This window comes from Blautia sp. CGZ-1-C1, from assembly GCF_056504575.1.
The window spans coordinates 1-26,909 of sequence record NZ_JBWLUT010000060.1; the positions used below are offsets into that span (position 1 = coordinate 1).

The 26,909-nt window shown below is 41.8% G+C and carries 24 protein-coding genes, 1 pseudogene and 1 riboswitch; of the genes and pseudogenes, 20 read left to right on the forward strand and 5 right to left on the reverse strand.

Annotated elements, in window-relative coordinates:
* Nucleotides 1–97: 97 nt before the first annotated feature.
* The 17 genes and pseudogenes from AC058W_RS04105 (at nt 98) to AC058W_RS04185 (ending at nt 18,612) form a co-directional block, all read left to right on the forward strand.
* Entirely contained in the window at nt 98–1,204 is a 1,107-nt protein-coding gene (locus tag AC058W_RS04105) for an RNA-guided endonuclease TnpB family protein (RefSeq protein ID WP_479389756.1), read from the forward strand.
* 207 nt (nt 1,205–1,411) lie between these two features.
* Nucleotides 1,412–2,431 (forward strand): LacI family DNA-binding transcriptional regulator, encoded by a 1,020-nt coding sequence (locus AC058W_RS04110; RefSeq protein WP_118137162.1) that lies wholly within the window; start codon nt 1,412–1,414, stop codon nt 2,429–2,431.
* A gap of 265 nt (nt 2,432–2,696) precedes the next feature.
* Complete coding sequence (locus AC058W_RS04115; RefSeq protein WP_118517008.1) at nt 2,697–3,875, forward strand: AGE family epimerase/isomerase; 1,179 nt, start codon at nt 2,697–2,699, stop codon at nt 3,873–3,875.
* A 34-nt stretch (nt 3,876–3,909) separates the two neighbouring features.
* Nucleotides 3,910–4,677: pseudogene (locus AC058W_RS04120) on the forward strand (glycoside hydrolase family 130 protein); the annotation flags it as partial.
* Nucleotides 4,669–6,381 carry a phospho-sugar mutase gene (locus tag AC058W_RS04125; protein WP_182474223.1) on the forward strand — a complete coding sequence of 571 codons (1,713 nt, stop codon included), beginning with the start codon at nt 4,669–4,671 and terminating at the stop codon, nt 6,379–6,381. The pseudogene AC058W_RS04120 and the gene AC058W_RS04125, both read left to right, overlap by 9 nt.
* Before the next feature lie 119 nt (nt 6,382–6,500).
* Nucleotides 6,501–7,442 (forward strand): type I phosphomannose isomerase catalytic subunit, encoded by a 942-nt coding sequence (locus tag AC058W_RS04130; protein ID WP_117846330.1) that lies wholly within the window; start codon nt 6,501–6,503, stop codon nt 7,440–7,442.
* A gap of 59 nt (nt 7,443–7,501) precedes the next feature.
* On the forward strand, nt 7,502–7,777 hold the full coding sequence (locus tag AC058W_RS04135) for a hypothetical protein (RefSeq protein ID WP_117846331.1): 276 nt from the start codon (nt 7,502–7,504) through the stop codon (nt 7,775–7,777).
* Nucleotides 7,778–8,071: 294 nt separating this feature from the next.
* Nucleotides 8,072–9,049: a sugar ABC transporter substrate-binding protein gene (locus AC058W_RS04140; RefSeq protein ID WP_181993318.1), complete on the forward strand. Its 978-nt coding sequence runs from the start codon at nt 8,072–8,074 to the stop codon at nt 9,047–9,049.
* A gap of 42 nt (nt 9,050–9,091) precedes the next feature.
* Nucleotides 9,092–10,552, forward strand: a complete 1,461-nt coding sequence (locus AC058W_RS04145; protein WP_117846333.1) for a sensor histidine kinase — start codon at nt 9,092–9,094, stop codon at nt 10,550–10,552.
* Nucleotides 10,553–10,630: 78 nt separating this feature from the next.
* Complete coding sequence (locus tag AC058W_RS04150) at nt 10,631–12,196, forward strand: response regulator transcription factor (RefSeq protein WP_479389757.1); 1,566 nt, start codon at nt 10,631–10,633, stop codon at nt 12,194–12,196.
* Nucleotides 12,197–12,466: 270 nt separating this feature from the next.
* On the forward strand, nt 12,467–14,089 hold the full coding sequence (locus AC058W_RS04155; RefSeq protein ID WP_117846335.1) for a carboxylesterase/lipase family protein: 1,623 nt from the start codon (nt 12,467–12,469) through the stop codon (nt 14,087–14,089).
* 335 nt (nt 14,090–14,424) lie between these two features.
* Entirely contained in the window at nt 14,425–14,892 is a 468-nt protein-coding gene (locus AC058W_RS04160; protein WP_118247117.1) for a hypothetical protein, read from the forward strand.
* 154 nt (nt 14,893–15,046) lie between these two features.
* A complete protein-coding gene (locus AC058W_RS04165) occupies nt 15,047–15,415 on the forward strand; it encodes a CidA/LrgA family protein (protein WP_117846337.1) in 369 nt (122 codons plus the stop codon).
* On the forward strand, nt 15,412–16,104 hold the full coding sequence (locus AC058W_RS04170; RefSeq protein WP_117846338.1) for an LrgB family protein: 693 nt from the start codon (nt 15,412–15,414) through the stop codon (nt 16,102–16,104). The genes AC058W_RS04165 and AC058W_RS04170 overlap by 4 nt, the downstream gene beginning before the upstream one ends.
* Nucleotides 16,105–16,335: 231 nt before the next feature.
* Nucleotides 16,336–17,232, forward strand: a complete 897-nt coding sequence (locus AC058W_RS04175; protein WP_118137156.1) for a Fic family protein — start codon at nt 16,336–16,338, stop codon at nt 17,230–17,232.
* Nucleotides 17,233–17,347: 115 nt separating this feature from the next.
* Nucleotides 17,348–17,572: a hypothetical protein gene (locus tag AC058W_RS04180; RefSeq protein ID WP_117845097.1), complete on the forward strand. Its 225-nt coding sequence runs from the start codon at nt 17,348–17,350 to the stop codon at nt 17,570–17,572.
* Nucleotides 17,573–17,643: 71 nt separating this feature from the next.
* Complete coding sequence (locus AC058W_RS04185) at nt 17,644–18,612, forward strand: biotin--[acetyl-CoA-carboxylase] ligase (RefSeq protein WP_118247118.1); 969 nt, start codon at nt 17,644–17,646, stop codon at nt 18,610–18,612.
* 63 nt (nt 18,613–18,675) lie between these two features.
* Here AC058W_RS04185 and AC058W_RS04190 read toward each other — a convergent pair whose 3' ends face one another.
* Genes AC058W_RS04190 through AC058W_RS04200 form a run of 3 tightly spaced genes read right to left on the reverse strand, consistent with a single transcriptional unit; the run spans nt 18,676 to nt 20,446 of the window.
* On the reverse strand, nt 18,676–19,440 hold the full coding sequence (locus tag AC058W_RS04190; RefSeq protein ID WP_479389758.1) for a hypothetical protein: 765 nt from the start codon (nt 19,438–19,440) through the stop codon (nt 18,676–18,678).
* A gap of 4 nt (nt 19,441–19,444) precedes the next feature.
* Complete coding sequence (locus AC058W_RS04195; RefSeq protein WP_117676686.1) at nt 19,445–19,939, reverse strand: hypothetical protein; 495 nt, start codon at nt 19,937–19,939, stop codon at nt 19,445–19,447.
* Nucleotides 19,940–20,446, reverse strand: a complete 507-nt coding sequence (locus AC058W_RS04200; RefSeq protein WP_117845103.1) for an RNA polymerase sigma factor — start codon at nt 20,444–20,446, stop codon at nt 19,940–19,942. It abuts the gene before it with no gap.
* A 445-nt stretch (nt 20,447–20,891) separates the two neighbouring features.
* On the opposite strand from AC058W_RS04200, the gene AC058W_RS04205 reads away from it, so the two are divergent.
* Complete coding sequence (locus AC058W_RS04205) at nt 20,892–22,088, forward strand: alanyl-tRNA editing protein (protein WP_479389759.1); 1,197 nt, start codon at nt 20,892–20,894, stop codon at nt 22,086–22,088.
* A gap of 181 nt (nt 22,089–22,269) precedes the next feature.
* Complete coding sequence (locus AC058W_RS04210; protein WP_118247121.1) at nt 22,270–23,136, forward strand: amidohydrolase family protein; 867 nt, start codon at nt 22,270–22,272, stop codon at nt 23,134–23,136.
* 65 nt (nt 23,137–23,201) lie between these two features.
* Here AC058W_RS04210 and AC058W_RS04215 read toward each other — a convergent pair whose 3' ends face one another.
* Entirely contained in the window at nt 23,202–24,380 is a 1,179-nt protein-coding gene (locus AC058W_RS04215; protein WP_118247122.1) for a hypothetical protein, read from the reverse strand.
* Between the two features lie 537 nt (nt 24,381–24,917).
* Nucleotides 24,918–25,023, forward strand: a riboswitch (THF riboswitch).
* Between the two features lie 87 nt (nt 25,024–25,110).
* Here AC058W_RS04215 and AC058W_RS04220 point away from each other — a divergent pair.
* Entirely contained in the window at nt 25,111–25,671 is a 561-nt protein-coding gene (locus AC058W_RS04220; RefSeq protein ID WP_117676683.1) for a folate family ECF transporter S component, read from the forward strand.
* Between the two features lie 263 nt (nt 25,672–25,934).
* Here the strand turns inward: AC058W_RS04220 and AC058W_RS04225 are convergent, their stop codons facing one another.
* A complete protein-coding gene (locus AC058W_RS04225; RefSeq protein ID WP_117845109.1) occupies nt 25,935–26,711 on the reverse strand; it encodes a GNAT family N-acetyltransferase in 777 nt (258 codons plus the stop codon).
* Nucleotides 26,712–26,909: the final 198 nt, after the last annotated feature.

Sequence of the window (26,909 nt, forward strand, 5' to 3'; positions counted from 1 at the left end):
CAGAAAGATGCTGGACGATAAAATGTTAGAGAGAGCAAAAGAAATCTTTGAAATATAGCACCTGTTGGAACAATCCATCAGTATATAGAAAGTCAGGGTGAGAAAGATAAACCGGGCAGTAAAAATAAGGATTTATCCCAATAAAGAACAGATAACTCAGATAGAGAAGACAATCGGCTGCAGTCGTTTTCTCTATAACCGGATGCTTGCGGATAAGATCCGTTATTATCAGGAAGAAAAAAAGATGCTGAAAAATACGCCGGCCGGATATAAAAAAGAATATCCATGGCTGAAAGAAGTGGATTCTCTTGCGCTGGCGAATGTACAGTTAAATCTGGAAGGGGCTTTCCGAAAATTTTTCCGGGAACCGGGAGTGGGATTTCCGCATTATAAATCAAAAAAACATTCGCGGAAATCCTATACAACGAATATGGTAAATGGGAATATCTGTCTGCAGGACAGGTTCCTGAAGCTACCAAAGATGCAGCCAGTAAAAATAAAGCTCCACCGTATAATACCGGAGGGATGGAAGCTGAAATCAGTGACTGTGAGCAGGGAACCGTCCGGAAAATATTTTGCCAGCCTGCTGTTCGACTGTGAAAACCAAACAGTGGAGAAAAGACAGGCGGAAAAATTTCTGGGGATTGATTTTGCCATGCATGGGATGTGTGTATTTTCTACCGGTGAAAGAGCCGGATATCCCATGTTTTACAGGAATGCAGAGAAAAAGCTTGCCCGGGAACAGAGAAAACTTTCCAGATGTGAAAAGGGCAGCCGTAACTATCAGAAACAGAAGAAAAAGGTTGCTTTATATCATGAAAAGATAAAGAACCAGAGGAAGGATTTCCAGCATAAGCTCAGCCACAGCCTTGCAGAAGACTATGACGCAGTATGTGTGGAGGATCTGAACCTGAAGGGGATAGCCGGAGGCCTGCATTTCGGAAAAGGGATACAGGATAACGGATACGGTCAGTTCCTTTCCATGCTTGGATATAAGCTGGAAGAACGTGGAAAATATATGATAAAAGTAGACAGATATTTTGCATCCAGTAAGATATGCAGCGTATGCGGACATAAGAAGAAAGAGCTGGCATTATCAGAACGGATATACCTATGCGAATGTGGAAACCGGATGGACCGGGATGTGAATGCGGCGGTCAATATTCTGAAAGAAGGAAAAAGAATATATAAAAAATGTGCATAATAGCACAGAAAAGATCCGTAACCGGATAAAAAAAGAACCGCGGGACACGCGGGGATAGCCTGTTTTAGCTTTGCCCTGAAGGGCAATTGAGCAGGAAGCTCCCACTTCAAAATCTGTAAGATTTAAGTGGCGAGAGCATGTCACGGGTAAATTGTATCATTTTGTGAAAGTGACTGAGTAAAGGGATAAGAAAGGACATATAATGTAATGGGAAAAGTAAGAATGGCTGATATTGCCGCAAAGGTAGGAGTCAGCACTGTAACTGTTCATAATGCTCTGGCCGGCAATAAGGGCGTTAGTGATGAGATGCGGGAGAAAATCCAAAAGGTGGCAGATGAGCTGGGTTATCATCAGATGACGGCAGCAGCCAAGCGTGAACGCAACAAAGGCGGTCTGCGCAATATCGGTGTTATTATTTCTGAGAGATATTTGGCTACATATACTACTTTTTACTGGAAAATGTATCAGGAGCTTGCTTTGGTTGCTACTGATAAGAATTGCATGGCTGCAGTGGAAATACTGAAGCGGGATATGGAGGAGAATTTCATCCTTCCGAGAATTCAGGAAGAGCATACTGTGGATGCTCTGATTGTAATGGGGGAAATCAGCAGGGAATATATTCATTTTATGAAGAAACATACAGATATGCCGGTGATATTTCTGGATTTTTATGACAAAGAACTGGCTAAAGATGCAGTTATTGCGGACAATTTTTATGGTATGTATCTGATGACTGAATATCTGTTTGAACAGGGGTTTACAAAGATGGCTTATGTTGGTTCTATTCATGCCACCAGCAGTATCATGGATCGTTACTGTGGTTTTTATAAAGCTCAGTTAGAACATGGACAGATTCTTCCGGAGGAATGGCTGATCGAAGACCGTGATGAAAAAGGTTCTACGCATATTAAGCTACCACAGCATATGCCGGAAGCCTTTGTATGCAATTGTGACCTTACTGCCGGAATACTGATTCTGGAACTGGAGAAACAGGGATATCGTGTACCGGAGGATATTTCTGTAGTCGGTTTCGATAATTACCTGTATCCTGGATTCCCGGATAAAAAGATTACCAGTTATGAGGTAAATACCCTGGTAATGGTAAAAGTAGCACTGGAAAAGGCACTGAAACAGATTAAGAATCCGGATTCAGGACGAGGCTTAAGTATTGTTTCAGGAAAAATCGTAGAAAAGGAAAGTGTACAGAAAAGCTGTAGAGAAAGTTGAAAAACTAAATGAAAAATTAAATATAGGAATATGAAACATAAAAAATAATCTATTAAAGATTAAGCGTTAATGCTTGTAGCTCGCAGGAAAATCAAGAAAATTGGTTTACCTGTGAGCTTTTTTGCTGTGAAAATATACAAAAACAGAACTTAAATATTTGTGGTTTTTCCAAAACTGTTTTTTAAGCAATTAAATATTGATAATTAAGTTAATCGTGGTACAATCAAACCAGAAAATATCAGGACAGAATGACAGGAGGAGAAAAATGGGTACATTTGTGAAGGAAATTGAAGAGGAATTAACACAGAAGCTGATCCCTTTCTGGGAAAACCTGAGGGATGAAGAATACGGCGGTTTTTATGGCTACATGGGTTATGACCTTAAGGTGCAAAAGGATTATGAAAAGGGATGTATCTTAAACAGCAGAATCCTGTGGTTTTTTGCCAATGCCTATATGACACTTGGAGAAGAAAAACTGAAAGAGGATGCAGATCATGCATATGCATTTCTGAAGGAGAAATGTCTGGACAGAGAATATGGCGGCATGTTCTGGTCAGTCACTTATGACGGGAAACCGTCAGATACAACGAAGCATACCTATAATCAGGCATTCGCAATTTATGCTCTCTCTTCCTATTATGATGCAACAGGAAACAAGGAAGCACTGGAGATTGCCAGAGGTCTTCAGAAGGTGATCGAGGACAGATGTACGGATGAGTATGGATATCTGGAAGCTTTTAACCGCAAATTTGAGCCGGAAGAGAATGACAAGCTTTCTGAGAATGGTATTATTGCAGAGAAAACCATGAATACCCTGCTTCATGTTTTTGAGGCTTATACAGAATTGTACCGTGTGACAAAGGATCCGTTTACAGGAGACAGGCTTCGTTTTATGATGGATCTTTTTGCAGATAAGGTATATAACAAAGAACTTGGCAGACAGGAAGTATTTTTTGACAGAACCTGGAACAGTCTGATTGATCTGTATTCCTATGGACATGATATAGAGACTTCCTGGCTGATGGACAGAGGTCTGGAAGTACTGGATGATGAAAAATATACCGCGAAGATCACACCGATCACAACAGAGATTGCAGAAAATATTTATCACAGAGCTTTTGTGGATCATTCTCTGATGAATGAATGTGAAAACGGGGTCAATGATACGAGGAGAATCTGGTGGGTGCAGGCAGAGACAGTGATCGGCTTCCTGAACAGATATCAGAAGGATTCGGAGAAAAAGGAATATTTACAGGCAGCAGAGGATGAATGGAATTATATTAAAACTTATATGTTGGATCCAAGAGAAGGTTCTGAGTGGTTCTGGTATGTAAAGGAAGACCACACACCTGGAGACGGACCTATTGTAGAACCATGGAAATGCCCGTATCACAACGGGCGTATGTGTATGGAAGTAATAAGGAGGATGAAAAATGCTGAATAAATAGTATTATGTTGAAAAAGCGAAAGTAGAAAAACTGATCGCAAGAAAAAATCAGAAAACAGATTTTTATAATGGAATTTATGATCGTTATGAGTATCCGGTACTGACAAGAGAATTTGCGCCGGTTGAATGGAGATATGACCTGAATCCGAAGACAAACCCCAATTTTCAGGAACGTCTCGGAATCAATGCAGTGATGAATTCCGGTGCTATTGAGCTGAACGGAAAATATTATCTGGTTGTCCGCGTAGAGGGAAATGACCGTAAATCTTTCTTTGCAGTAGCAGAGAGCGATACAGGAATCGACGGAGGAATCGGATTTGGTCTTTGTGACGATATTGAGCATGCAGTGATCGATGAAGAGAAGATTATCAGCAAGAGAATTTATCATCCTCTGACAGAGTCCAAGAACGGTGCAGGTGCAGTGCCGATCAGAGGTAAGAAATGCTGGATCAATATTGCTCACGGTGTAAGAAATACAGCAGCAGGACTTCGTTATGTTCTCTATGTATTCGGAACAGATTTGAATGATCCGTCCAAAGTGATCGCTGAGCCATCCGGTGTATTTCTTGTTCCGCTTGGAAAAGAGAGAGTCGGAGATGTTTCCAATGTAGTATTTACAAACGGCGCTATTGCAAAGGCGAACGGAGATGTTTACATCTATTATGCTTCCTGCGATACCAGAATGCATGTTGCAACTACTACGATTGACAAACTGGAAGATTATCTGTTCAACACACCAAGAGATCCTCATCGTTCCCCTGACTGTGTAAAACAGCGCTGCGAACTGATCATGAACAATACCTATCAGCGCTGGTGTGAGGATGAGTATTTTGATGCTGATACAAGAGCTGAGTTAAAAGCCATCGCAGATGATCCTCAGGAGATCAAAGAGAGATTTTATAAAGACCTTGAATTCGGTACAGGCGGCCTGAGAGGAATCCTGGGTGCCGGCACTAACCGTATGAACATTTATACAGTAAGAAAAGCAACTCAGGGTCTGGCAAACTTTATCATCAAAGAAAATGCTCAGGAAAAGGGTGTTGCTATTGCTTTTGATTCCAGACATATGTCACCGGAATTTGCAAAAGAGACAGCTCTGTGCATGGCTGCAAACGGAATTAAGGCATACATTTTCCCGTCCCTTCGTCCTACACCAATGCTTTCCTTTGCGCTTCGTGAGTTAGGCTGCACAGCAGGTGTGGTTGTAACTGCAAGCCACAATCCGCCACAGTACAATGGATACAAAGTTTACTGGGAGGACGGCGCACAGATCACAACTCCTAAGGATAAACAGATTATTACAGAAGTTCAGGCAATCACAGACTTTGCTCAGGTGAAGACTATGTCTGAAGAAGATGCAAAGGCAGCCGGTCTTTATGAAGTGATCGGTGAAGAAATTGATGATAAATATATGGAAGCTCTTAAGAAACTGGTTCTCCGTCCGGAAGCCATCAAAGAGCAGGCAGACAAGCTGAAAATCGTTTACACACCTCTTCACGGAACAGGTAATATTCCGGTAAGACGTGTACTGAAAGAACTTGGATTTAACAATGTTTATGTAGTAAAAGAGCAGGAGCTTCCTGACGGAGATTTCCCGACTGTAAGATATCCGAACCCGGAGGATAAGAAAGCATTTACACTGGCTCTGAAGCTTGCGGCAGAAGTGGATGCAGACATTGTCCTGGCCACTGACCCGGATGCAGACAGACTTGGCATCTATGCAAAGAATGAGAAGACCGGCGAGTATGAAAGTTTTACAGGAAATATGTCCGGAATATTGATTCTGGAATATCTCCTTTCCCAGAGAAAAGAACTGGGTATGCTTCCTGAGAATGGTGCTGTTGTAACTACGATTGTTTCCGGAAAAATGGCAAGAGCTATTGCGAAAGAATACAATGTGGCACTGATCGAGACACTGACAGGATTCAAATACATTGGTGAGCAGATTAAATTCTTTGAGCAGAATCACGACCATGAATTCCTCTTTGGATACGAAGAAAGCTACGGCTGTCTGGAAGGTACCCATGCAAGAGACAAAGATGCAGTTGTAGCTGTTATGGCTCTCTGCGAGGCAGCAGCTTACTATAAATCAAAAGGAATCACTCTCTGCGAGCAGATGGAGAAGCTGTATCAGAAATACGGATTCTATAAAGAAAGCCTTTTCTTCCAGACCTTCCCTGGAGCAGAAGGAAAAGCAAAAATTGATGGTCTGATGGATGCGCTGAGAAATCAGCCTCCGAAACAGGTTGGCCCGTTCAAGGTAACTGCGCTTGAGGATTATAAGAAGAGCGTACGCACAGATATCGCAACAGGCGAAACTTCTGCACTGACACTTCCGGAATCCAATGTACTGTACTTTGAGTTGGAGGATGGTGCATGGTTCTGTGTAAGACCATCCGGAACAGAGCCGAAGATTAAATACTATGCAGGCGTGAAGGGTACAGACGCACAGGATGCAGCAGATAAGCTGGAAGCATTATCCAAGGCAGTTGTGGAACTTTAATTACACAAAAAACTTGAAATATCTGTCTGGTTAAGTAAAATAGTAGACAGGTAGTGAAGAAAAGGGGCACGCAGGAGAATTTCTCAGGCGTGCCTGAAGTAAATGGAGGAAATTTACAAATGGCAATTTTTAAATTAAAACCAAGCTGCAAGGATTACCTCTGGGGCGGTACAAGATTAAGAACGGAGTTTGGGATTGAATATGACAGGGATCCTCTGGCAGAGTCCTGGGAGCTTTCCTGCCATCCGGACGGACCAAGTTATATTGTAAACGGAGAATATGCAGGGAAAACTCTGCAGCAGTATATTGATGAAAACGGTAAAGAGATTCTGGGAACTGACTGCCAGTCCTTCGAGCAGTTCCCGGTTCTGATCAAATTTATTGATGCAAAAAAAGACCTTTCCATCCAGGTACATCCGGACAATGCTTACGCACTGAAAAATGAAGGACAGTATGGAAAAACCGAGATGTGGTATGTGATGGATGCGGCAGAAGGGGCAAGCCTTTTCTACGGATTTGCAAAAGAAGTCTCTGAAGAAGAATTCGAGGAACGTATCCGCAATCATACTCTCACAGATGTTCTGAATAAAGTAATGATCCATAAGGGTGACGTACTTTTTATTGATCCGGGCACCATCCATGCCATCGGAGCAGGAAGCCTGATCGCTGAAATCCAGCAAAATTCCAATGTTACATACCGTGTTTACGACTATGGACGCAAAGGACCGGACGGAAAGGAGCGGGAACTTCATGTCGATAAGGCTCTTCAGGTAACAAAACGTGAGCCTGCAGCTACTGACAGGGATTTCGGACCACACGTTGCATCCTGCGAATATTTCACAGTAGACAAAGTGATTCTGGACGGACTGAGAAGAAAAAAACTGACAGGAGAAGCTGACGGCACTTCTTTCGTAAGTGTACTGGTTATGAGTGGTGCAGGTAAGATCACTGCAAGCGGTCAGACAATGGAAGTGAAAAAAGGTGACAGCATCTTTATCACAGCAGGTTCCGGTGAATATGAGCTGGAAGGTGATATGGAGGCTCTGATTACTACAGTATAAGTAAAAAGCTGCTGCTGAAACGATCAGAAAACTGACAGAAAATTTGCAGATTTGGAGTATTGCAGATTCCGGAAGCAAACGAAAGCTCCTATGAAAAATTCTTCCTTAACTGGCATGTCCATGAGCTGGATGCCATGATCATACCGGAAAGCTTCTACGAATACTGCCAGCGTCAGGGTGGAGAGTTCAGCGAAACCGTAGAACTCAGTGACCAGTCAGTGCTGGACAAACTGGGATTTCGGAAACCGGAGGATGAGAAACTGCTGTTATGTATCCCCTCTGATGCGAAACATCCGGAAGAGGGGAAAAAGTTTATAGAATATATTTCAGAATAAAATAAAAGGACAGCTGCTATACAGCAGGAATATCCGACTGACCTGAGGATAATTCCTACATATAGTAGCTGTTTTTTATTTTGCAGAGAATGGTTTTACAGTGCTGCCGCAAGATAAAAAATCCTGAAAAAACTGTATTACAAAAAACATATAAATACTGTATTGACTGCATTATTTTCTGGAATTGTCATAAATCGTACAGAAATTATCTTTCAACAGTGGCTGTTGGACTGGAAATTACGTGTGAAAAATAGTATCATGATGAATAGCAGCCATAGGGGTGTATGGAGATGTATGAGGAAACGGGGCGTGGCTATCCGCCCGAAGGGAGAGGGAAAAATGAGGCGTTCTTTGATAAAAATACTGGTGCTGGCCCTGATTCTTTCTGTGATGCTGACAGCACTGAATTATGAACCAAGAGCAAACTATGATCCGGAAGAAAAGCGTTTTGCATGTATTATCAACTATGGATTCAATTATTGGACAGGCGTCCAGAACGGGGCGGAAGAGGCAGGAGAAGATGATAATGTCAGCATTGATGTTTACAGCTTTGAACTGATGGATACACAGCGTCAGATCCAGCTGATGAAAAAAATGGAATATATGAAAGTAGACGGAATCATCACCATGGGAGATCCGAACAATGAAGAACTCAACAATGAAATTGCAAGACTTTCCGAAGAAGGGATTCCGGTGGCATTGATAGATTCTGATTCTCCGCAGAGTAAAAGAGCCTGTTATATAGGTTCAGATAATTATGCGATCGGACAGCAGGCGGCAAAGGTACTGGCGGAGAAAACAGAGGAAAGTGCAAAGATTATTGTGATGGTTTCAAAAATGGAATATGCCAACCAGCAGGAACGTTATCAGGGTTTTGCGGATGAGATTGCAAAGTATAAGGATATGCAGATTCTGGCGGTGGTGGAAGGAGATTCCAGAAGAGAAACTGTCCTGCGCCAGCTTCAGAGTACGCTGGATGAGTTTGAGGATGCAGACACTATTTTCTGCGCAGAGGGAAACTCACCGCTTCATGTAGGAGATGTCCTGAAACAGATGGATAAAAAGATGACCGTACTTGCAATGGAAAATTCCAGGACAGTGCAGAACTTTATAAAAGAGGGAATTTATATTGGAACTTTGCAGCAAAATGCCGGACAGATGGGATATCAGGCTGTGAAAATGCTAGAAGAATACTGTGAAAATCCAGATAAAGAGCCATGTGAAGTCTATGTAGATGCCACATATGAGGACAGGGCAGATTTTACAGAGTGAAAGAAATCAGGTTAAAAGACACGGGGGTGAACAGAATTTTATATGGAAAAAAGAAGAAAAGAATATACCCTGAAGCGGCATCTGGCAGAATTTCTGGTATTTGTGATAGGCAGTATGATATGCCTGAATGTATTTACCCTGATCTTCAGCAGCAACAGCAATGAGAAATACAGGCAGGCTTCCTATAATATCCGTTCTCTGGAAGAATTTGCAATCACTCAGGAACAGGCAATGAAATATCTGCGAAGATATGTATTGTACGATGCACTGGAAGAAGACTATCTTCAGTTGAAAACCTATCTGAAACAGGGAGAAGACAGCCTGGATTATCTTTTCGATAATACCAATGATAAAGACACACTCAGAAGACTTTATAACCTGATGAAAGTGCACACATTCCTGGAGGAAAAGGCAGAGAATGTCAAAAATATGGTGGCAGAAAAAAACTCCGAAGAAGAATGGCAGCGTCAGATCGATACCGCATACGCAGAAGCTGTTTCTGTCTACGATGTTCTCCTGGAAGAGTATGATACGGTAAATCGTCAGTATTTAACATATGTAGATAAAATTTCAGAAAATCTCAGAGTTCGGAGGATGTGGTTTCTGGGATGTTACCTGATCGTTTTTCTGGGTGTGTGTGTCTATCTGTGGAGAGAAATCTCAGAAATTTATAATTCTGTACTGCTTCCTGTGCAGGAACTGGTACACGGTGCCAGACGGATCGGAGAGGGAGAATTTGAGGAAATACATCCGGGGCATGGAAAAGTGGAAATGGATAAAGACATTTCTCTGCTTGTCCATATTTTTAATCAGATGACAGATAAACTGAAACAGCAGATAGCGGTTCTCCAGGAAAACATCAGGATACAGAAAGAACTGGAAGCAAGTAAATACCGTGAACTTCAGATGCAGATCAATCCTCATTTTATGTTTAATACCTTAAATATGATCGCGGAAACTGCGTATTTTGAAAATGCAGAAAAAACAGAGTTTCTGCTGAATAAAACGGCAAAAATGTTCCGGTTCAGTCTGGATTTTTCGGGGAAATCCATTTCCCTTTTTAAAGAAATTGAAGAACTGGAAAATTATATTTTCATTCAGGAAGAACAGTATGAAGACCGCATAGAATTTCTCTTTGACCTGGATGAATCTTTTCACAATATCCTGGTTCCGTCGCTGACACTGCAGCCTCTGATCGAAAACTCGGTGGTACATGGAATCGGAAAATATACAGAAGGCGGGCGCGTAAAACTTACAACCAGCTATCATGAAGAGGAAGGTGCGGGATATATCATGGTAGAAGATAATGGTGTGGGAATAGAAGAAGAAAAACTGCAGCAGATCAGACAGGAAATGATAAATTATAAAGGAGACAGTATGAAAATAGGTCTGGGAAATGTATATTCCAGACTGAAGATTCTTTATGGAGAAAAGGTTTCTATGGACATAGAGAGTGAAGAGAGAAAAGGGTGTAAAATTACAATAAGAATAGAAGGTATCTGAAAAAGCACCCCGCAGAAATCTCTACAGAAAGCAGCAGGGCGGCCCCGATCCGCCTGATCATGTGGGAGGAAATAAAAAATGTACCGACTGATGATAGCAGATGATCAATCCATTGAATGCAGGGCACTGGAACATAAGATTCAGACGGAATTTGAAAATATTGAGGTTCTTCCAAGCGCCAGAGACGGGATTGATTTTCTTAAAAAAGCAGAAGAGTTCAAACCGGATATTGCCATCGTGGATATCAATATGCCAGGACTAAACGGACTGGAGACGATTGAGATCCTGAAGATGAGAAATATAAATATGAAGGTTATCATACATACCTCATACAGTGAATTTGATTACGCAAGAAAAGCCATACAGCTTGGCGCAGTGGAATATCTTCTGAAACCTGCGTCAAAAGAAGAAATGGTTGCCGCGATTGAAAAAGTCTGCAGGATTCTGGATAAGGAAAAGGAATTTAGGATACAGCTTACGGAGGGCAGAAAAAGAGAAGACGGACTTGCGGAGCTGGCAGCAGGAAAGTGGATGATGTCTTTGTTTCTGCGGCAGTCTGATTCTGAAAGTTATCAGGACTTCTGGGAAAAATACCCGCAGGCAGCAGCAGGAGGAGTTTTTACGGCATGGAAACCCAATGGACGTGAAGAGCTGAAAAAGGTCGGATGGAACTGGAAGGAGAAGGAAAAGCTGATACTGGAGCAGATGCGGCGATACTGTAACTGCGTGGGAATGCGCCATAAAGATATCTTTTATCTTTATATTTTTCCGGGAAAAGCCCTGGAAGAAGGTTACGAGGAATGGATCATAGAAATTACGGATGCTGTCTGCCGGGAACTTGGGGAGGAACATCTTCCGTTTGCGGTGGGAATCAGCCGCTGGAAATCAGACCCGCAGCAGTATGATACAGGCCTGTATGAAGCAAGAATCGCAGTACAGGGGAAAACAAAACCTGGCATCAGCTTTTTTCAGTATGGAGAAGTCATTACAAGAAAAATGATGTTATCTAATATTCTGCCTGAAGTTTTGCAGCTTCTGATGGAAAATAAGACACAGGAATGTATGGAACTGGTGCGCAGCCAGACAATTGCGGAAAAGAATGAAATCAGTCGGGAAGAAACCGAATTGTTTAAAGTACAGGCATTGGAGTTTATCTTACAGCTCAGGGCAGAAGTGGAAAATCTGGCAGGAGAGAATGAAATCAGATGGAACAGCAGGATTTTCACACAGGATTTTGGAAAAATGTCCTGTGCAGATGAGGTTTTAAAATGGACGGAAACTCATATAGAAGAACTTGGAAATGTACTTACGGAAAAACCATACGAAGAATCAGAATATATCCGTAAAGTGTTGCACTATATAAAAGGAAATTTCAGCAAAGACCTGTCACTGGAAGATGCCGGAAAGGAAATTGGAATCAGTTCTTTTTATCTGAGCAGGCTTTTGAAACAGGAACGAAAGACAACATTTATCGAAACTCTGACAGATATCCGCCTGGAAGCAGCTGTCCGCATGATGAAAGAAGGACAGCTTCCAATGAAGGAAATCTGCTGTCGAAGTGGATATCCGAATCAGTCATATTTTTACAGAGTAGTAAAGAAAACAACAGGAATGACAGTTGGAGTTCTGCGCAGATATCTGTAAAAAATATATGGTTTAACCAAATCAGGCAGGCAGCGAAGCGGATTGCGGATATCTGCCTGAAAGTGAAAAAAATGATCAAAGTGCAAGATTCAGACAAGAGTGCAAGATAGTACAAAGAAAGAAGTTAAGATAGTATAGCGATTGTCAAAATGGTAAAAATGAAAATTTCTCCGGAAACTGGTATATTAATACCATCAGATAACGACAGGCCCCATAAAGAGCGGAAAAGATGATAAGGGGCATCTGTTTCAAAGAAGGGAGAAAAAGTTTATGATGAAAAACAGAAAGAAACTTGCCGGTGTATTAGCTACTGCTACTGTATTAACTTCTGCATTTGCACCACTTACAGTTATGGCAGAGGATTTTGACGCTTATAATCCACCGGTCGCAGAAGTAGAGGCCGGACAGATTAAAGGATTTATGGATGATGATACCTATACATTCCTTGGTGTTCCGTATGCTGCATCAGAACGTTTCCAGATGCCTCAGAAAGTAGAAGCATGGGATGGCGTTTATAATGCACAGGCATATGGAAAAACATGTAAGATTCCGGAACAGACTTCTGTAGGCTCCGATGAAATGCTGTGGCCTCACCGTTACTGGATTCAGGGAGAAGACTGCCAGAACTTAAATATCTGGACACAGCAGTTAGATGAAACAGCTAAAAAACCGGTTCTTGTATTCTTCCATGGCGGCGGATATAACAACGGTTCTTCCATTGAATCAGCAGCATATGACGGAAAAAATTTAAGTGAATATGGGGATGCGGTTGTAGTAACTGTCAACCATCGTCTGAATGCACTTGGATTCCTTGACCTGTCTGCTTATGGTGATGAATATGAAAATACAGGTAATCTTGGTATCGCAGACCTTGTAGCTTCTCTTCAGTGGATCAAGGATAATATTGAAACCTTCGGTGGAGATCCTGACAATGTTACTATTTTCGGACAGTCCGGTGGTGGCGGAAAAGTTCTCACTCTGATGAAAACTCCGGCAGCAGAAGGCTTATTTGATAAAGTTATCTGCGAAAGTGCTGTATTCGGAAGAATCGACAATACACAGGAAGTAACACAGCAGGCCGCAGCTTATACACTGGAAAATCTCGGACTGGATGAGAGTCAGGTAGACGAACTCAAAACCATGGATTATACAGATCTGGTAACTGCCGGAGCAAGCGCTTACGACAAAATTACAGAAGAACGTGGAAAGATCGCATTCAATACCCGTGGATATGCATGGGCTCCATCTGTTGACAACAAATATGTCATGGAAGATTACTGTGACTGGGCAGCAGACATTCCGGTTATGATCGGTTCTACATTTGCAGAATTTGACTATTCCTGGAACATTCTTGATGGAAAGAAGAATGAGTGGACAGAAGAAGAAACCATGGCAAATCTGACTGACAGATATGGCGATAAAGCACAGGAAATTGCAGATGAATTTGCAAAAGTATTCCCGGATCAGAAACTTGCAGATGTATATTTCTACAGTGGATTTATGAGAGAAACCGTAGCAGAACTGCTTTCCGCAAAACTGAAAGATGCTACAGCACCTGTTTATTCTTATCTGTTTGATTATGAAGCACCTGTAAATGGTGGTGGAGTTGCTTTCCATTGCTCTGAACTGATCTATGCATTCCATAACGTAGATATTCCGGTTGTAACACGCGCAACAGGCGGCGGCGAAGATGCTCATAAAGTTCAGGATGTAGTTGCAACAGCATGGCTCAACTTTGCAAAAACAGGTTCCCCAAGCCAGGATGGTCTTGAATGGAAACCATACACAGAAGACGAGCAGAACACAATGGTTCTCAAAGAAGAAAGTGAGTGCAGAGATTTAGGCGATGAAACATTAAGAGGCCTGATTATGAGCGCACTTGGACAGGAATAATATCTGTTAAAAAGAGAATAAAGAGTAAATCAAACGAAGTGTAAATAAAATAAGTGACAGGAGCTGGCGGTTATGGGCGGGTATCGAAGTGGATTGTAAATATCCGGCTGACACACCGTCAGCTCAATATAAAATTATCCTGGCAGGTATAAGGTCTGTTGACTTTAAAACCTGTTCAGGATTATTTTATTTTCAGAAACAGGTCTATTTTTCGTGGTAACCCGTTTTTATTCGAAGTTTCGGTGAAAACAGCCTTGCAATTTACAGAGGATACGTTATAATTAGAAAACGTAACAAATCGTAATTGGTTAGACCAATATAAAGGAGTTGAATATTTGAAGGAAAAGAAAGAACGAGACTGGAAGTTCATTATTGGTATGGTTGTTCTGATTGCCATCTTCGCAGTGATGGGAGGGGCTTTCTGGAATATGGTCGGAAAGCAGGCACAGATCGTAAAAGAGGAAGAGCAGGAGCAGGAAGCAAACGCGATATCCGCAATCTATATCGAGACAGGAGAATTTCTGAAAACCGGACTTTTTGTAGATCTGAACAATGGTACGATCTTCGATGCAAAAGTACCGGCAGAAGGTATTTACAATAAAAAGGGAAAATTAATTTCTGATGATGTATTGGAAAATGGGGATAAAGTAAAAATATACGGCGATGGGATCATGCTGGAATCTTTTCCGGGACAGTACCCGGGTGTGACGAAAATTCAGAGAACCGGAAGGGCATCTCTGGAGGAAACACAGGAGTATGAAGATAAGGTAAACGAACTGATGAAACCTGTGGCAGTTCAGTAACTTTTGGGATGTTCAGTGCCGTAGAACCAGGTACGGTTATTCAAAAACGATGTACTTGTACCAGAAACAGTGGTGATGAATGTTTTGCAAAGTGGAATGGACGGAGAAATCGTCCATGCTACATCAGCAAGAACGAAATTAGAGGAGACTGAAAATGAAATACGTAAGACAATTCTGGATTATTTTACTGATATCCGCAATGGGAGAGGCATTACATGTTCTAATCCCGCTTCCTGTACCGGCAAGTGTGTATGGACTGGTGATCATGCTGATCGCATTGTTAACTCATATTATCAAATTAGATCAGGTAAAAGAAGCAGCTGAATTTCTCATAGAGATCATGCCGGTTATGTTTATTCCGGCAGGTGTCGGACTTCTGACAGCCTGGGGAGTATTAAAACCTGTATGTGTGCCAATCATTTTAATCGTTGTGATCACCACAGTTGTGGTAATGATTGTGACAGGACGTGTCACTCAGGCAGTTATTCGTATGGACAGAAAGAAAGGACAGAAGAAATCATGACAAACTTTATGAGTAACTCAATATTTTTTGGCGCGGCGCTCAGCCTGATTGCATATGAGGTGGGACTTCTTTTAAAAAGAAAATTTAAGATGGCGATTTTTAATCCACTTTTGATTTCGATCATCGCAGTGATCGCAGTACTTTGCTTATTGCATATAGATTATGATACTTATAATCAGAGCGGTCAGTATATCAGCTATCTGCTCACACCTGCGACGGTCTGCCTGGCAGTTCCGCTGTATCAGCAGATGGAACTTCTGAAAAAGAACCTGAAAGCTGTTGTCATTGGAATTGTTTCCGGTGTACTTGCCAGCCTGGTCAGCGTGCTGATTCTTGCAAAGCTGTTCAGACTGAGCCATGAGCAGTATGTGACACTTCTTCCGAAGTCTATTACTACTGCAATCGGAATGGGTGTTTCAGAGGAACTGGGTGGTATCGTGACAATTACAGTTGCAGTTATCATCATTACAGGTGTTCTTGGAAATATGGTCGCAGAGACAGTGATCAAACTGGCACATATCGAAGAACCAATTGCCAAAGGACTTGCGCTTGGAACTTCCTCACATGCCATTGGTACTGCAAAGGCAATGGAACTTGGCGAGATAGAAGGTGCCATGAGCAGTCTTGCTATTGCGGTTGCAGGTTTGCTTACAGTTGTAGGAGCATCTGTGTTTGCACAGTTTATGTAAAATAAGTATGTAGAAAAATAAAGAAGATTATCATGCAGACAAAATCAGCATGGTAGTCTTCTTTTTTGCCTGCAAATAAAATCAGCCGGATGAAATTGTGACGGAAGAAAGGTCATTTATTATCGGCAAAAAAAGTAAAACATAGAAATTGCAAAAACAGAATTTATTGCCGATAATGTGTTATAATAAGTAGTAGCATAGTAGAAACTGTAAAAGGGAGTGAATAATCTTATGAGATATCTTTTAGTAAAAGAAGTTGCAAAGAAATGGAATATTTCAGAGCGAAGTGTAAGAAATTACTGTACGCAAGGTCGTGTAGATGAAGCAAGACTCAATGGAAAAACATGGGAAATTCCGGAAGATGCACAGAAGCCGGGGCGTATTAACAGAAAAAAAGAAGTACCGAAAACTTTGCTGGAAATTCTACAGGAAGAAAAGAAAAACAGATATTCCGGTGGTATTTATCATAAGACGCAAATTGATCTGACATATAATTCTAACCATATCGAGGGCAGTCGTCTGACTCATGATCAGACAAGATATATTTTTGAAACAAATACGATTGGTATAGAAAATGAAGTTCTTAATGTAGATGATGTTATTGAAACAGCAAATCATTTTCGCTGTATAGAATTGATCATTGACAATGCAAAATCTACATTGACAGAGAAGTTTATTAAGGAACTACATTTGACTTTGAAAAATGGTACCAGCGATTCCAGAAAAGATTGGTTTACGGTTGGGGACTATAAAAAATTTCCAAATGAAGTTGGGGGTATGGAAACGGCGAGTCCGGAAGAAGTTTCCGAAAAAATGAAATCTTTTTTGATGGAATATAACGGTAAAAAAAGAAAGACATTTGAAGATATTCTGGAATTTCATGTAAAATTTGAACGGATTCATCCATTTCAGGATGGAAACGGTCGCGTAGGCAGACTGATTATGTTTAAAGAATGCCTGAAATATAATATTGTTCCATTCATTATTGAAGATGATCTGAAGATGTTTTATTATCGTGGACTGAAAGAGTGGAATATTGAAAAAGGTTATCTGACAGATACGTGCCTTACTGCACAGGACAGGTATAAAGCATATCTTAAATATTTTAGAATAGATTTTGCAGAATAAACAAAACAAATGTTCGAAAAAACTCTTCCATTTTCGAACAGGGTGTGGTATCATATAACAAAACCGAATATACGTTCGGAAAATATGTTCGATATAATCAAGGAGGAGACGGATTATGACAAATACAGCAAATACCACACAGGGAATGAGAAGAAAAAAAGCAAACCGTAAACTTTCTAAAACAATGGCCGTTATTCTGGGACTGATCGTGACAGTAGAATTGATCATTGCAGGTGGAATGATTTTTAATATTGATTTTCATTCTACGGATATGATTGCTTTATTTATGGGGTTTATGGTGTTATATGCGGGAGTGGTGGCGTTACTGACGGATAATTAATGTAATCATTAGACAAAAGACTTTCAAGATGGTATGATTGATATATTATAACTAGTGTAAAAGGGGTAAAGATGACCGTAAAATCAAGTCTTTTGGAAATGTTAGAGAAGAATAAGGGTGAGGTATTATCGGGAGAGCGTATTGCCGGAGAACTGGGATGTACCAGAGCAGCAGTGTGGAAGGCAGTGAAATCTCTTCGGGAAGACGGATATCGTATTGAGGCAGGTCCTAATAAGGGATATATGCTTGCAAAGGATACAAACCGTCTGTCACAGGAGGGAATCCGTCTGTTTCTGGATGATTCGAAAGTTAAAATAGATATTTATGATAAACTGGAATCTACAAACCAGACAGCCAAGAAAGAAGCCATGATGGGAGAGACCGGACACGGGGCATTTGTCATTGCCAGAAGTCAGACTGCAGGCAGGGGACGCAGAGGACGGGAATTCTATTCCCCTGCAGATGCAGGTCTTTATATGAGCGTGATCCTGAAGCCGCAGGGAACCATACATGACAGTCTGCTGATCACAACTGCGGCAGCAGTGGCAGTCTACAGAGCAGTTGCCCAGATCTGTGGAATCCAGCTTGATATTAAATGGGTTAATGATCTGTTTTATAAAGGAAAGAAGGTCTGTGGAATACTCACAGAGGCTGTCACAGATTTTGAGAGTGGAAATATTGAGTTTGTGGTAGTTGGCATGGGATTGAACCTTTATCTGGACCAGGAGAATCTGCCTGGGGAATTAAGAAATATAGCGGGAGCTCTTTATGAGACAAAAGAAGATGCAGAACAGACTGACCGTAATAAACTGACTGCAACGATCGTGAACGAGCTGCGAAAAGAAACAGCAGATCTGAAACTATCTCCGGATTATGTGGAACATAACATGATCCCGGGACATCAGATCACAATCACAGACGGGAACTCTTCCAGACAGGCATTTGCATTGGAGATATGCAGGGACGGACGGTTGAAAGTACGGGAAGAGGACGGGCAGGAGACAATATTGTCCTTTGGAGAAGTTTCGGTATCCATGTGAGAATAATAAGAATGGGATTGTTACATGAAGGTAGATTCCTTGATGTGACAATCCCATTTTGAGTCATGATTCAGAATTTGATGTTTGTGATGATGCATCCTCCTGAGACACCCCGGCGGCAGAATCTTTTTTCAGAGATACCGGGCTTTTGTTGTTTGCGGTATCCGTGATATCGGTATCTGCACAGCAGTCAGGATTCACTGTGCCTGTGGTATTTTTCTCTGCGTCAGTTGACATATTCGGAACACTCTGCTGATACGGACGATAAGGTGTCCAGTAATGTTCTTCCTCAGTGAAGCTGTCAGGCTGTTCTTCATCCAGTGCGTCCTTCTTGCGTGTGAGAATATAAATTCCTGCAAAAATGATAGCAGCTGCAATCACAAGCTGTGGCAGATGATATGTGAATCTGCCGATAACATCAGCCAGATATCCGGGTAAGATCATATAGAGGAAATCTACCAGAGTGTTCCACAGAATAGAAGCACCAAGGAAAATCAGCAGAATCGCAGTTATCTTTCCGTGATGTTTAAGCAGAGAACTGATATCTCCTGCCAGTTCATCCATATGAAGGACATAGGAATCTTCTATGGAGTAAAATTCTTCCTCGGAAAGAGATTTCAGATTGTGCACATTAAAGAAACTGTAGAACCAGATGATCGGGATCAGGAACACCAGCCAGTCCATTCCGGTACAGGCTCCGATCGCAAAGACACCCCAGAATAAGAACATAATACTGATTCCCTGTTTTTTGAATCCCATGTACATTTCTCCTGCGCCTGGAATCAGGGAGAAGATAAAAAGCCAGAATCCACGTTTTTGTTTTTGCATACTTTTATTTGCCTCCATTCATTAATTTGCTGGAAAAATCACTGACATATTTTATAAAAGAACTGGTGCCATCACCAATGTTCTGTCCGAGTTCTCTGGTGAACTGGTAGAGCCTGCCGTTTTCATGTTCGGGCAATATTCTGTCTGTCTGAGAGGAAGTATCCTGATGTAAGGAAGTGAAATCCAGATTTGGGATACTGAATAAAAGCAACAGGGCAACCATCACACCTGCAGCAGTCTGAAGACTGTAATGAAGCAGCTGGATTTTGCGCGATGCTTTATTTGCTGCCCGGGCAAGCTGCACTTCACCAGAGTCTGCTTTGTCCAAAATCTGTTCCATCAGATAGGAGGGAGCAGTATCCGTACTGTTGTCTTCCTGTTCCATCATCTGATCCAGACAGAAATCGCAGTGATCAAGATGTGACAGAAACTCAATGACCTCCTGTGTGTTCATATTTCCGTTGTCAAATTCTATTAAACCCTTCTTATTAATATGCATCTAATCACCCCTTTCAAGCATTTTTTTCAGCATTGCCCTCGCGCGATAGAGCTGTGTCTGAACTGTTTTCGGATTTTTCCCTGTCTGCTGTGCAATCTCAGGTACTGACATTTCCCTGCAGAAATGTGCGTAAGCGACTTCTTTGTAAGGACTTTTCAGCTGCATACACAATGCTTCTACGTGAGTATTGGATGCAGTTTTCATATATTCATCTTCGGGAGAGGATTGTCTGTCCGGAATCTGGGAAAAGTAGGTGTCTTCTGTTGGAATACTTCGCCGTCCGGCTGCCTTCAGATAATCCAGACACTTTCGGACAGCAATCTTGCTTAGCCAGGCTTTCTCGTATGTTCCATCGAAACGGGAAAGGTTTTTGTAGGCAGACAGAAATACTTCCTGAGTCAGATCCTCGGCATCGAATGGATTGCCGACGGATTTCAGGCAGATCGAGTATATTAAGTTCTGGTATTGTTTGATAAGATATTCCAGATATTGTTTTTCTGTGATCATTTCTGTCTCCTTTTCCTCGTTCAATTAATTATAACGCGGGAGAGGGGGAAATGGATTCAGATATTGAGGAATATAAAAAATCTTTTGATAAGGGACGCGCAGAAAAATAGTTTGTTTTGGGTGCGGTTTCGGACGCTAAGATATTCTAAGTCATCAAAAAGCTGCTAAAACCATGAGAAATCAGAGCCAAACTCGCTTCGCTCAAACAGTGTCTCTGATTTCTCATAACGCAGTTTTTTGATAACTAAGAATATCTAAGCATCCTGCAAATGCACCCAAAACAAACTATTTTTCTGCGCTGGGTACTGGATATAACAGTTTTGGCGCTTTTTGTTTTGCGATGAGGTGAGGGGGAATATGGTGTAGAGGGTGGACGTGGACTTGATAAGGATGATTTTTTGTTTTATACTTGAGGGCAGTGAAATATAGATGGTGCAACGTAAGTATGGGAATTGTAAGTTTGAAGATTGGCAAAGGAGAGACAGCAGTTATGACAGAGACAAGACGTTTATATTATGAGGATGTGTATAAAAAGAAATTTACAGCGACGGTTCTGGAGTGTAGGGAGCATAAGAATGGGTTTGCTGTGATTCTGGATGAGAGTGCTTTTTATCCGGAAGGTGGCGGCCAGCCGAGTGATGTGGGAACTCTGGGGGATGTGAAGGTGACGGAGGTTCATGAGAAGGATGGCGAGCTGCTTCATTATACGGAGCAGGCGTTGGAAGTGGGTGCGAAGGTTGAGGGTAAGATTGACTGGGAGCGTCGGTTTGATTTGATGCAGCAGCATTCCGGAGAGCATATGGTGAGTGGTGTTATCCATGCGAAGTATGGTTATGATAATGTGGGATTTCATATGGGTAGTGATGTAATCACAGTGGATCTGAATGGGATGCTGGATGAAGCGCAGCTTGCGGAGATTGAGAGAGAAGTGAATGAGAAAGTGTGGGAGGATAAGGAAGTTGTGATTACTTATCCAACTGCGGAAGAATTGAAGACTCTGGATTACAGAAGCAAGAAGGAGCTGACAGGTCAGGTTCGTATTGTAGATTTTCCGGGAGCGGATGTCTGTGCGTGCTGTGGAACTCATGTGACTCATACAGGTGAGATCGGAATGGTGAAGCTTCTGTCTGTAGTGAAATTCCATGATGGTATTCGTATGGAGATGATCTGCGGTAAACGTGTTCTGAATTATCTGAATATGGTGAATGAGCAGAATCATCAGATTTCCATGAAGCTTTCTGCAAAGATGGACAGAACAGCAGATGCGGTACAGCGTCTGCAGGATGAGAACTTCCGCCTGAAGGGACAGGTTGCCCGTATGGAGGAGGATATGTTCCAGGCAGAGGCGAAGAAGTGGGAAGGCGCAGGAAGTGTCCTGATTTTTAAAGAAGGTCTGGAAGCAGATTCTGTCCGTAGACTTGCGGATGCGGTGATGAATACCTGTCAGGGATGTTGTGCGGTATTTTCCAGAAATGAGGATGGAAGCTACAAATATGCGATGGGTGAGATTGATGGAGATTTGCGCCAGTATACAAAGGAGCTGAATGCTGCATTGAATGGAAGAGGTGGCGGTAAGCCATTCTTTGTGCAGGGATCTGTGCAGGCAACAGAGAAGGAAATTCGCGGCTTTTTTGAGAAATAAACAAGTCATAGAAAATATCTGCTTATTTAATATGTTGTAAAACTTCTTGTTTTAACTATTGGGAGCATTAACGATAGAGTTATATTGAGTGAAGGTTAATTTTGATGACAAATGAATCTGGCTATTAAAAAGAAAAATGGATGGAAGTAGCGAAACAAATGAAAGCAGAGGAACGAGAAAAATGTTTGGAGAATGTCATGCGCATATAATCATGGACGGTGTGAATTACCGCCATGCGATTGATCTGCATAGGAATGGACCGGATGACAATGTGATAAGGGAACATTTGAAAATATATCAGGACAGAGGAATTACCTTTGTGCGTGATGGTGGAGATGCCCTTGGAGTTTCGGCGCGGGCGAAGGAACTTGCACCAGAGTATGGTATTGACTATCGAACACCTGTGTTTGCTATTCATAAAGAAGGTCATTATGGTTCGATTGTCGGGAAAAACTTTTCTACGATGCCGGAATTTCATAAACGTGTGCTGGAAGCGAAAGAGCAGAGTGCGGATTTTATTAAGATCATGACGACAGGACTGCTGGATTTTAATGCACATGGAGCAATTACCGGAACACCGTTGGATGCGACGGAAGTAAAGGAAATGGTACATATTGCGCATGAGGAAGGTATGGCTGTGATGTCTCACACCAATGGAACTTACGGTGTGCAGGCAGCAGTGGAGGCTGGCGTGGACAGTCTGGAGCATGGAAATTATATGAATGAAGAAAGTCTTGCCATGTTATCTGAGAGCCATACTGTGTGGGTGCCTACTCTGGTTACTGTGCGAAACCTTCTGGGTGACGGGCGGTATGCGGATGAGACTTTAAGACCAATTATTGAGACAGCAGAAGAAAATGTGCGAAAGGCATTTGGGCTTGGCGTGAAGGTGGCGCCGGGAAGTGATGCAGGAGCTTACCGAGTTCTTCATGGACAGGGGATTCAGGATGAAATGCAGGCATTTGTGCAGATTCTGGGAAATGAAGAAAAGGCTTATCAATGGCTGATGGAAGGCGAAATGGAAATCCGAAAGAAATTTTGCAGATAGAATAAAATAGACCGTAGCAAGTATTTTCAGAATTTAACTGAGAGTATTTGCTACGGTTTTATTTTTTACGAATCCTGTACATTGACAGCAGTATAAATATTGGAAGATTTTGACCTGGAAGGATGGAAAGTAATGCGGACATAATCTCCGTATTCCATGCCTCCCTCGGTAAGGTTTTCAGCATTTTCGATGCGGAAGGTATCTACAGCTCCATCGTCCGTCTGTAAAGTGATTGTATTGGCGGTGCTGCCAATGATCGTACCGGATGCGGTAAAGGAAATATGTTTATTGTCAATGGTATCAGGATCCTCACCGGTTACGGCAATGATACGGACTGCTTCAAAAGGATCGGTCTGCAAGTCCCCGATATAGGTAACATTTACGTGAGAGCCAGGTGCAATCCCGCCTTTGAAGTAAGCTGGTATTGCGGACATATCAAGATTGAAGGTAGTATCACTTCCGGCTGGAAGAATCTGGAGGATGTTTGCATTTACTCCCTGTATAGTTGCCAGAAATTGTTTTTCGGTATTGGCAATCTGTTCAGGAGTTAATGTGACATTTGGAGCCGGAGTTGGTGTCGGATCAGGAATCTGCAAGTTTTCCAGATCGGAGATACTGAGTACTTTCAGATGACTTGCATTCAGGGATGCGGAAGCATCATCGGAAGTGTCTGGAAATTTACCTTTGAATGTCAGGTAAACCCAGTTTCCGACCTTGATTCCGTTTTGATAATATTGCTCAGTTCCGGTAATCGGGTAGGTAGCAGTTTTACCCTTTTTTGATTTTATGGTAATTGTATTGGAGGTCAGGGAGATAACCTGTCCATGAGCAGTTCTTTTCTTTAGTTTATTTTTTTTGTGATATTCATCTACGACTTTGAGAACATGCACGCTGCTGGTATCTGTACCAGAGAGCTGCCCCTCATAAATAATACTGATCTCGTCACCGGTGATCATTCCGCCCTTACATTCCAATGTGGCATTAGAAACATTAAATACATAAGAGGCACTGTCTGTATTCAGGATGAGCTGACTTCCGGAAAAATCCTGCAAGGTGCCGGAGAGCTCATCCATATAAACGCGGTCTTTGGCTTCGGTTGTAGTTGTGGTATCAGATGAAGAAGTGAGTTCCCGGACGGATGTATCTCCGGTAGATGTAAATTGTTCCAGTACAGTTCCAGGGCTGCATCCGGCAATAGAGAAGCTAAGACCGGCACAGACACATGCAGCAAGCAGTTTTTTCATAATATAGACAGGACCTCCGATAAATCATTCGTTTGAACATGATTCCTGCCGTATGCAATAGTTATTTACAGAGAGGGATACCGTCTTCTGGTGGTTCAGGGATAAAATCAAAAATTTTCCGGTAGCTTTCCCATTCGTCATTGTCTTTGGCAGGAGTGCATATCAGGCCGGTACATTCCGTACAGGCGTTGGTATTCAAGTAATTATCATAACATATATTATAAGGATTTTGGCAGTTATTTTTGCATATTTCTGACATTTTTTTACCTCCATGATTATAGCAGACCGGGACGGAATATCTGTATTCATGTAATTTCTCATTGCTGAAGATGCCGGACTGCTGCATAATGTTATAGTATTAGTATATGCGGCTGTTTTATTCATAGACTTATGAGTGTTTGCAGCAATACTCTCAAGTAAAAAAGCAGATTATTCGTATAGAATGAACAAAAAGTAGTATTCAAATTTGTGAAAATAATAACGGAAAATATATTGTAATTTTTATGAATTGTGTTATAATTTCGATAAATAAATAATAGCGAAGTAGGATTTTATGCGTCAAGTGTTCACAGGCTGGGGAGTCGCCGTGAAACGAAAAGCAGAAAAGCGAGCTGCTTACGATATAATTTCCGCACCCGTTGCTACATGTGAGGACATCTCATAATGTGGAGGGATTATTATTTATGTAACTACTCTATTTTTTTAAACACATTATGGAGGTGTTTTTATTATGCAGAAAAAACAATATTGGAACGTAAAAACATTGGTGTTCATGGCTCTTCTGATCGCCATGCATCTGGTACTCACACGAGTTCTGGTCATTGATCTTGGTGCGTATCGTATTTCTGTGGGAAGTGTATGTACAATCCTTGCTGGTCTGTGGCTGGGCCCGGTAGCAGGTGGTGTCTGTGGATTATGTGCAGATATTATCGGATGCTTCATGAAAGGTTATGCGGTAAACCCGTTTATTACAGTTGCGGCAATCCTCTGGGGTGTTCTTCCTGCTCTTGCGAAACCATTGTTTGCAAACAGAAAGAAAACCGGAAAAACAGTTGGTATCTGTGTATCTATCGTGGTGACTGCAATTCTCAGTTCTCTGGTATTTACAACAGCTGGTCTTGTAATCATGCTTGGTTACAACTTCTATGCGATCATGCCGGGAAGACTGGTACAGTTTGCAATTATGATTCCGATCTACTGTGTACTGACCTGCCTGCTGTACTTCAGCCCGCTGACAGCAATGGTTGTTGGTAATGCGGCACCGGCAGTATTGAAGAAGAAAACCGTATAAATAAGGTGAAGGCAGAGAGCCAGAATTCAGAAAAAAATGATGGCTCTGTTGAAATCAGAAAAACGGTAACAGAATAAGACTTGAATAATGGACTGATAAGATAACATAGCATGCGCGAACTATGTTAATTACATATCAATCGATTCCCCGAAAAAGAAAAAAGTGAAGATAAAGAAGCCCGCTGTGGAGCAGATAAATGAAACTGCTTTATAGTGGGTTTCTTTGATTTGAGAATATCATCGGATTTATTTTTGTACTTTCATTTATTTCTCAGGTGGGAAATTCCCATTTTCATCTGGCTGCACGCGGAACCAGTAGGTATAAAGCTGGTGAAATCCGAGTGATTTATAAAGTGCCCGGGCATTATCATTTCCTTCAACGACCTGAAGGTAAGCATTCTGCGCACCTTTTTTCATCCCCTCTTTCAGAAGTCCGGTGCAGATCTGGCGTGCATAGCCATGCTTGCGATATTCTTCTTTGACGTGGATAGCGTAGATACCTATATAATCACGATCCAGAATTCCAAGTCCGGTTGCAATAATCTGTCCGTCTATACGGATGGAAGCACAGATCGTTTCTTTCAGGATGGCCTGATACATGGATGGAACGACCCTTCGATGAATCGGATTTGTGGTGTTCTTTAAACGGAACAAACTTTCAATCCATTCGGAAGGAATGTTATCGCAGAAAGTCACGTCAGGATATGGTGCCTCCAGATGTGCTGTTTTCAAACTCATTGCCATGACGTTTGTTGTATGTTGGATTGCATATCCGCGGTTCTCCAGGACATAATCAAAGTCCGGGGAAACAAGGGGGCTGATTTTAAAAACAGCAGGAGTTCCCAGGCGTTTGTAGACGCTTTCGCAGTAAGGGATTTTTTCTCTCCATGTGAGAGTGGAATTTCCAAACTGCTCTACGCTGTTGGTTCTGTGTGTATAAAAATAGGAAAATCTCAGAATCCAGCCATCATACAGTTCCATCTTGTGAGAAGGCCAGGCATTCAGGGACATATCTTCGATTTGCTTAATTGTAGTTTCCATATATTAAGGAAGACTCCTTTCGATAAGATACTTATATACTGAAGTGTCTTTTTTGAATTATACAGAGTTTGAAAAAAATGTGCAAGGTTGTTTGGCATGAAGATCTATGATTTCAAAAGGATTAAAGGTAGATGAAAAAAACAGTTTTGAAATTGTTATGAATAGAAGAGAGTGTCATATGATCATCGAAAGTCAATC

Excerpts from the sequence above, each read along its gene's own strand:
- AC058W_RS04110 (WP_118137162.1), top strand. The coding sequence starts at position 1,412 with ATGGGAAAAGTAAGAATGGCTGATATTGCCGCAAAGGTAGGAGTCAGC.
- AC058W_RS04115 (WP_118517008.1), top strand. The coding sequence starts at position 2,697 with ATGGGTACATTTGTGAAGGAAATTGAAGAGGAATTAACACAGAAGCTG.
- AC058W_RS04125 (WP_182474223.1), top strand. The coding sequence starts at position 4,669 with ATGAACAATACCTATCAGCGCTGGTGTGAGGATGAGTATTTTGATGCT.
- AC058W_RS04130 (WP_117846330.1), top strand. The coding sequence starts at position 6,501 with ATGGCAATTTTTAAATTAAAACCAAGCTGCAAGGATTACCTCTGGGGC.
- AC058W_RS04140 (WP_181993318.1), top strand. The coding sequence starts at position 8,072 with ATGAGGAAACGGGGCGTGGCTATCCGCCCGAAGGGAGAGGGAAAAATG.
- AC058W_RS04145 (WP_117846333.1), top strand. The coding sequence starts at position 9,092 with ATGGAAAAAAGAAGAAAAGAATATACCCTGAAGCGGCATCTGGCAGAA.
- AC058W_RS04150 (WP_479389757.1), top strand. The coding sequence starts at position 10,631 with ATGTACCGACTGATGATAGCAGATGATCAATCCATTGAATGCAGGGCA.
- AC058W_RS04155 (WP_117846335.1), top strand. The coding sequence starts at position 12,467 with ATGATGAAAAACAGAAAGAAACTTGCCGGTGTATTAGCTACTGCTACT.
- AC058W_RS04165 (WP_117846337.1), top strand. The coding sequence starts at position 15,047 with ATGAAATACGTAAGACAATTCTGGATTATTTTACTGATATCCGCAATG.
- AC058W_RS04170 (WP_117846338.1), top strand. The coding sequence starts at position 15,412 with ATGACAAACTTTATGAGTAACTCAATATTTTTTGGCGCGGCGCTCAGC.
- AC058W_RS04175 (WP_118137156.1), top strand. The coding sequence starts at position 16,336 with ATGAGATATCTTTTAGTAAAAGAAGTTGCAAAGAAATGGAATATTTCA.
- AC058W_RS04180 (WP_117845097.1), top strand. The coding sequence starts at position 17,348 with ATGACAAATACAGCAAATACCACACAGGGAATGAGAAGAAAAAAAGCA.
- AC058W_RS04185 (WP_118247118.1), top strand. The coding sequence starts at position 17,644 with ATGACCGTAAAATCAAGTCTTTTGGAAATGTTAGAGAAGAATAAGGGT.
- AC058W_RS04190 (WP_479389758.1), bottom strand. The coding sequence starts at position 19,440 with ATGCAAAAACAAAAACGTGGATTCTGGCTTTTTATCTTCTCCCTGATT.
- AC058W_RS04195 (WP_117676686.1), bottom strand. The coding sequence starts at position 19,939 with ATGCATATTAATAAGAAGGGTTTAATAGAATTTGACAACGGAAATATG.
- AC058W_RS04200 (WP_117845103.1), bottom strand. The coding sequence starts at position 20,446 with ATGATCACAGAAAAACAATATCTGGAATATCTTATCAAACAATACCAG.
- AC058W_RS04205 (WP_479389759.1), top strand. The coding sequence starts at position 20,892 with ATGGGAATTGTAAGTTTGAAGATTGGCAAAGGAGAGACAGCAGTTATG.
- AC058W_RS04210 (WP_118247121.1), top strand. The coding sequence starts at position 22,270 with ATGTTTGGAGAATGTCATGCGCATATAATCATGGACGGTGTGAATTAC.
- AC058W_RS04215 (WP_118247122.1), bottom strand. The coding sequence starts at position 24,380 with ATGAAAAAACTGCTTGCTGCATGTGTCTGTGCCGGTCTTAGCTTCTCT.
- AC058W_RS04220 (WP_117676683.1), top strand. The coding sequence starts at position 25,111 with ATGCAGAAAAAACAATATTGGAACGTAAAAACATTGGTGTTCATGGCT.
- AC058W_RS04225 (WP_117845109.1), bottom strand. The coding sequence starts at position 26,711 with ATGGAAACTACAATTAAGCAAATCGAAGATATGTCCCTGAATGCCTGG.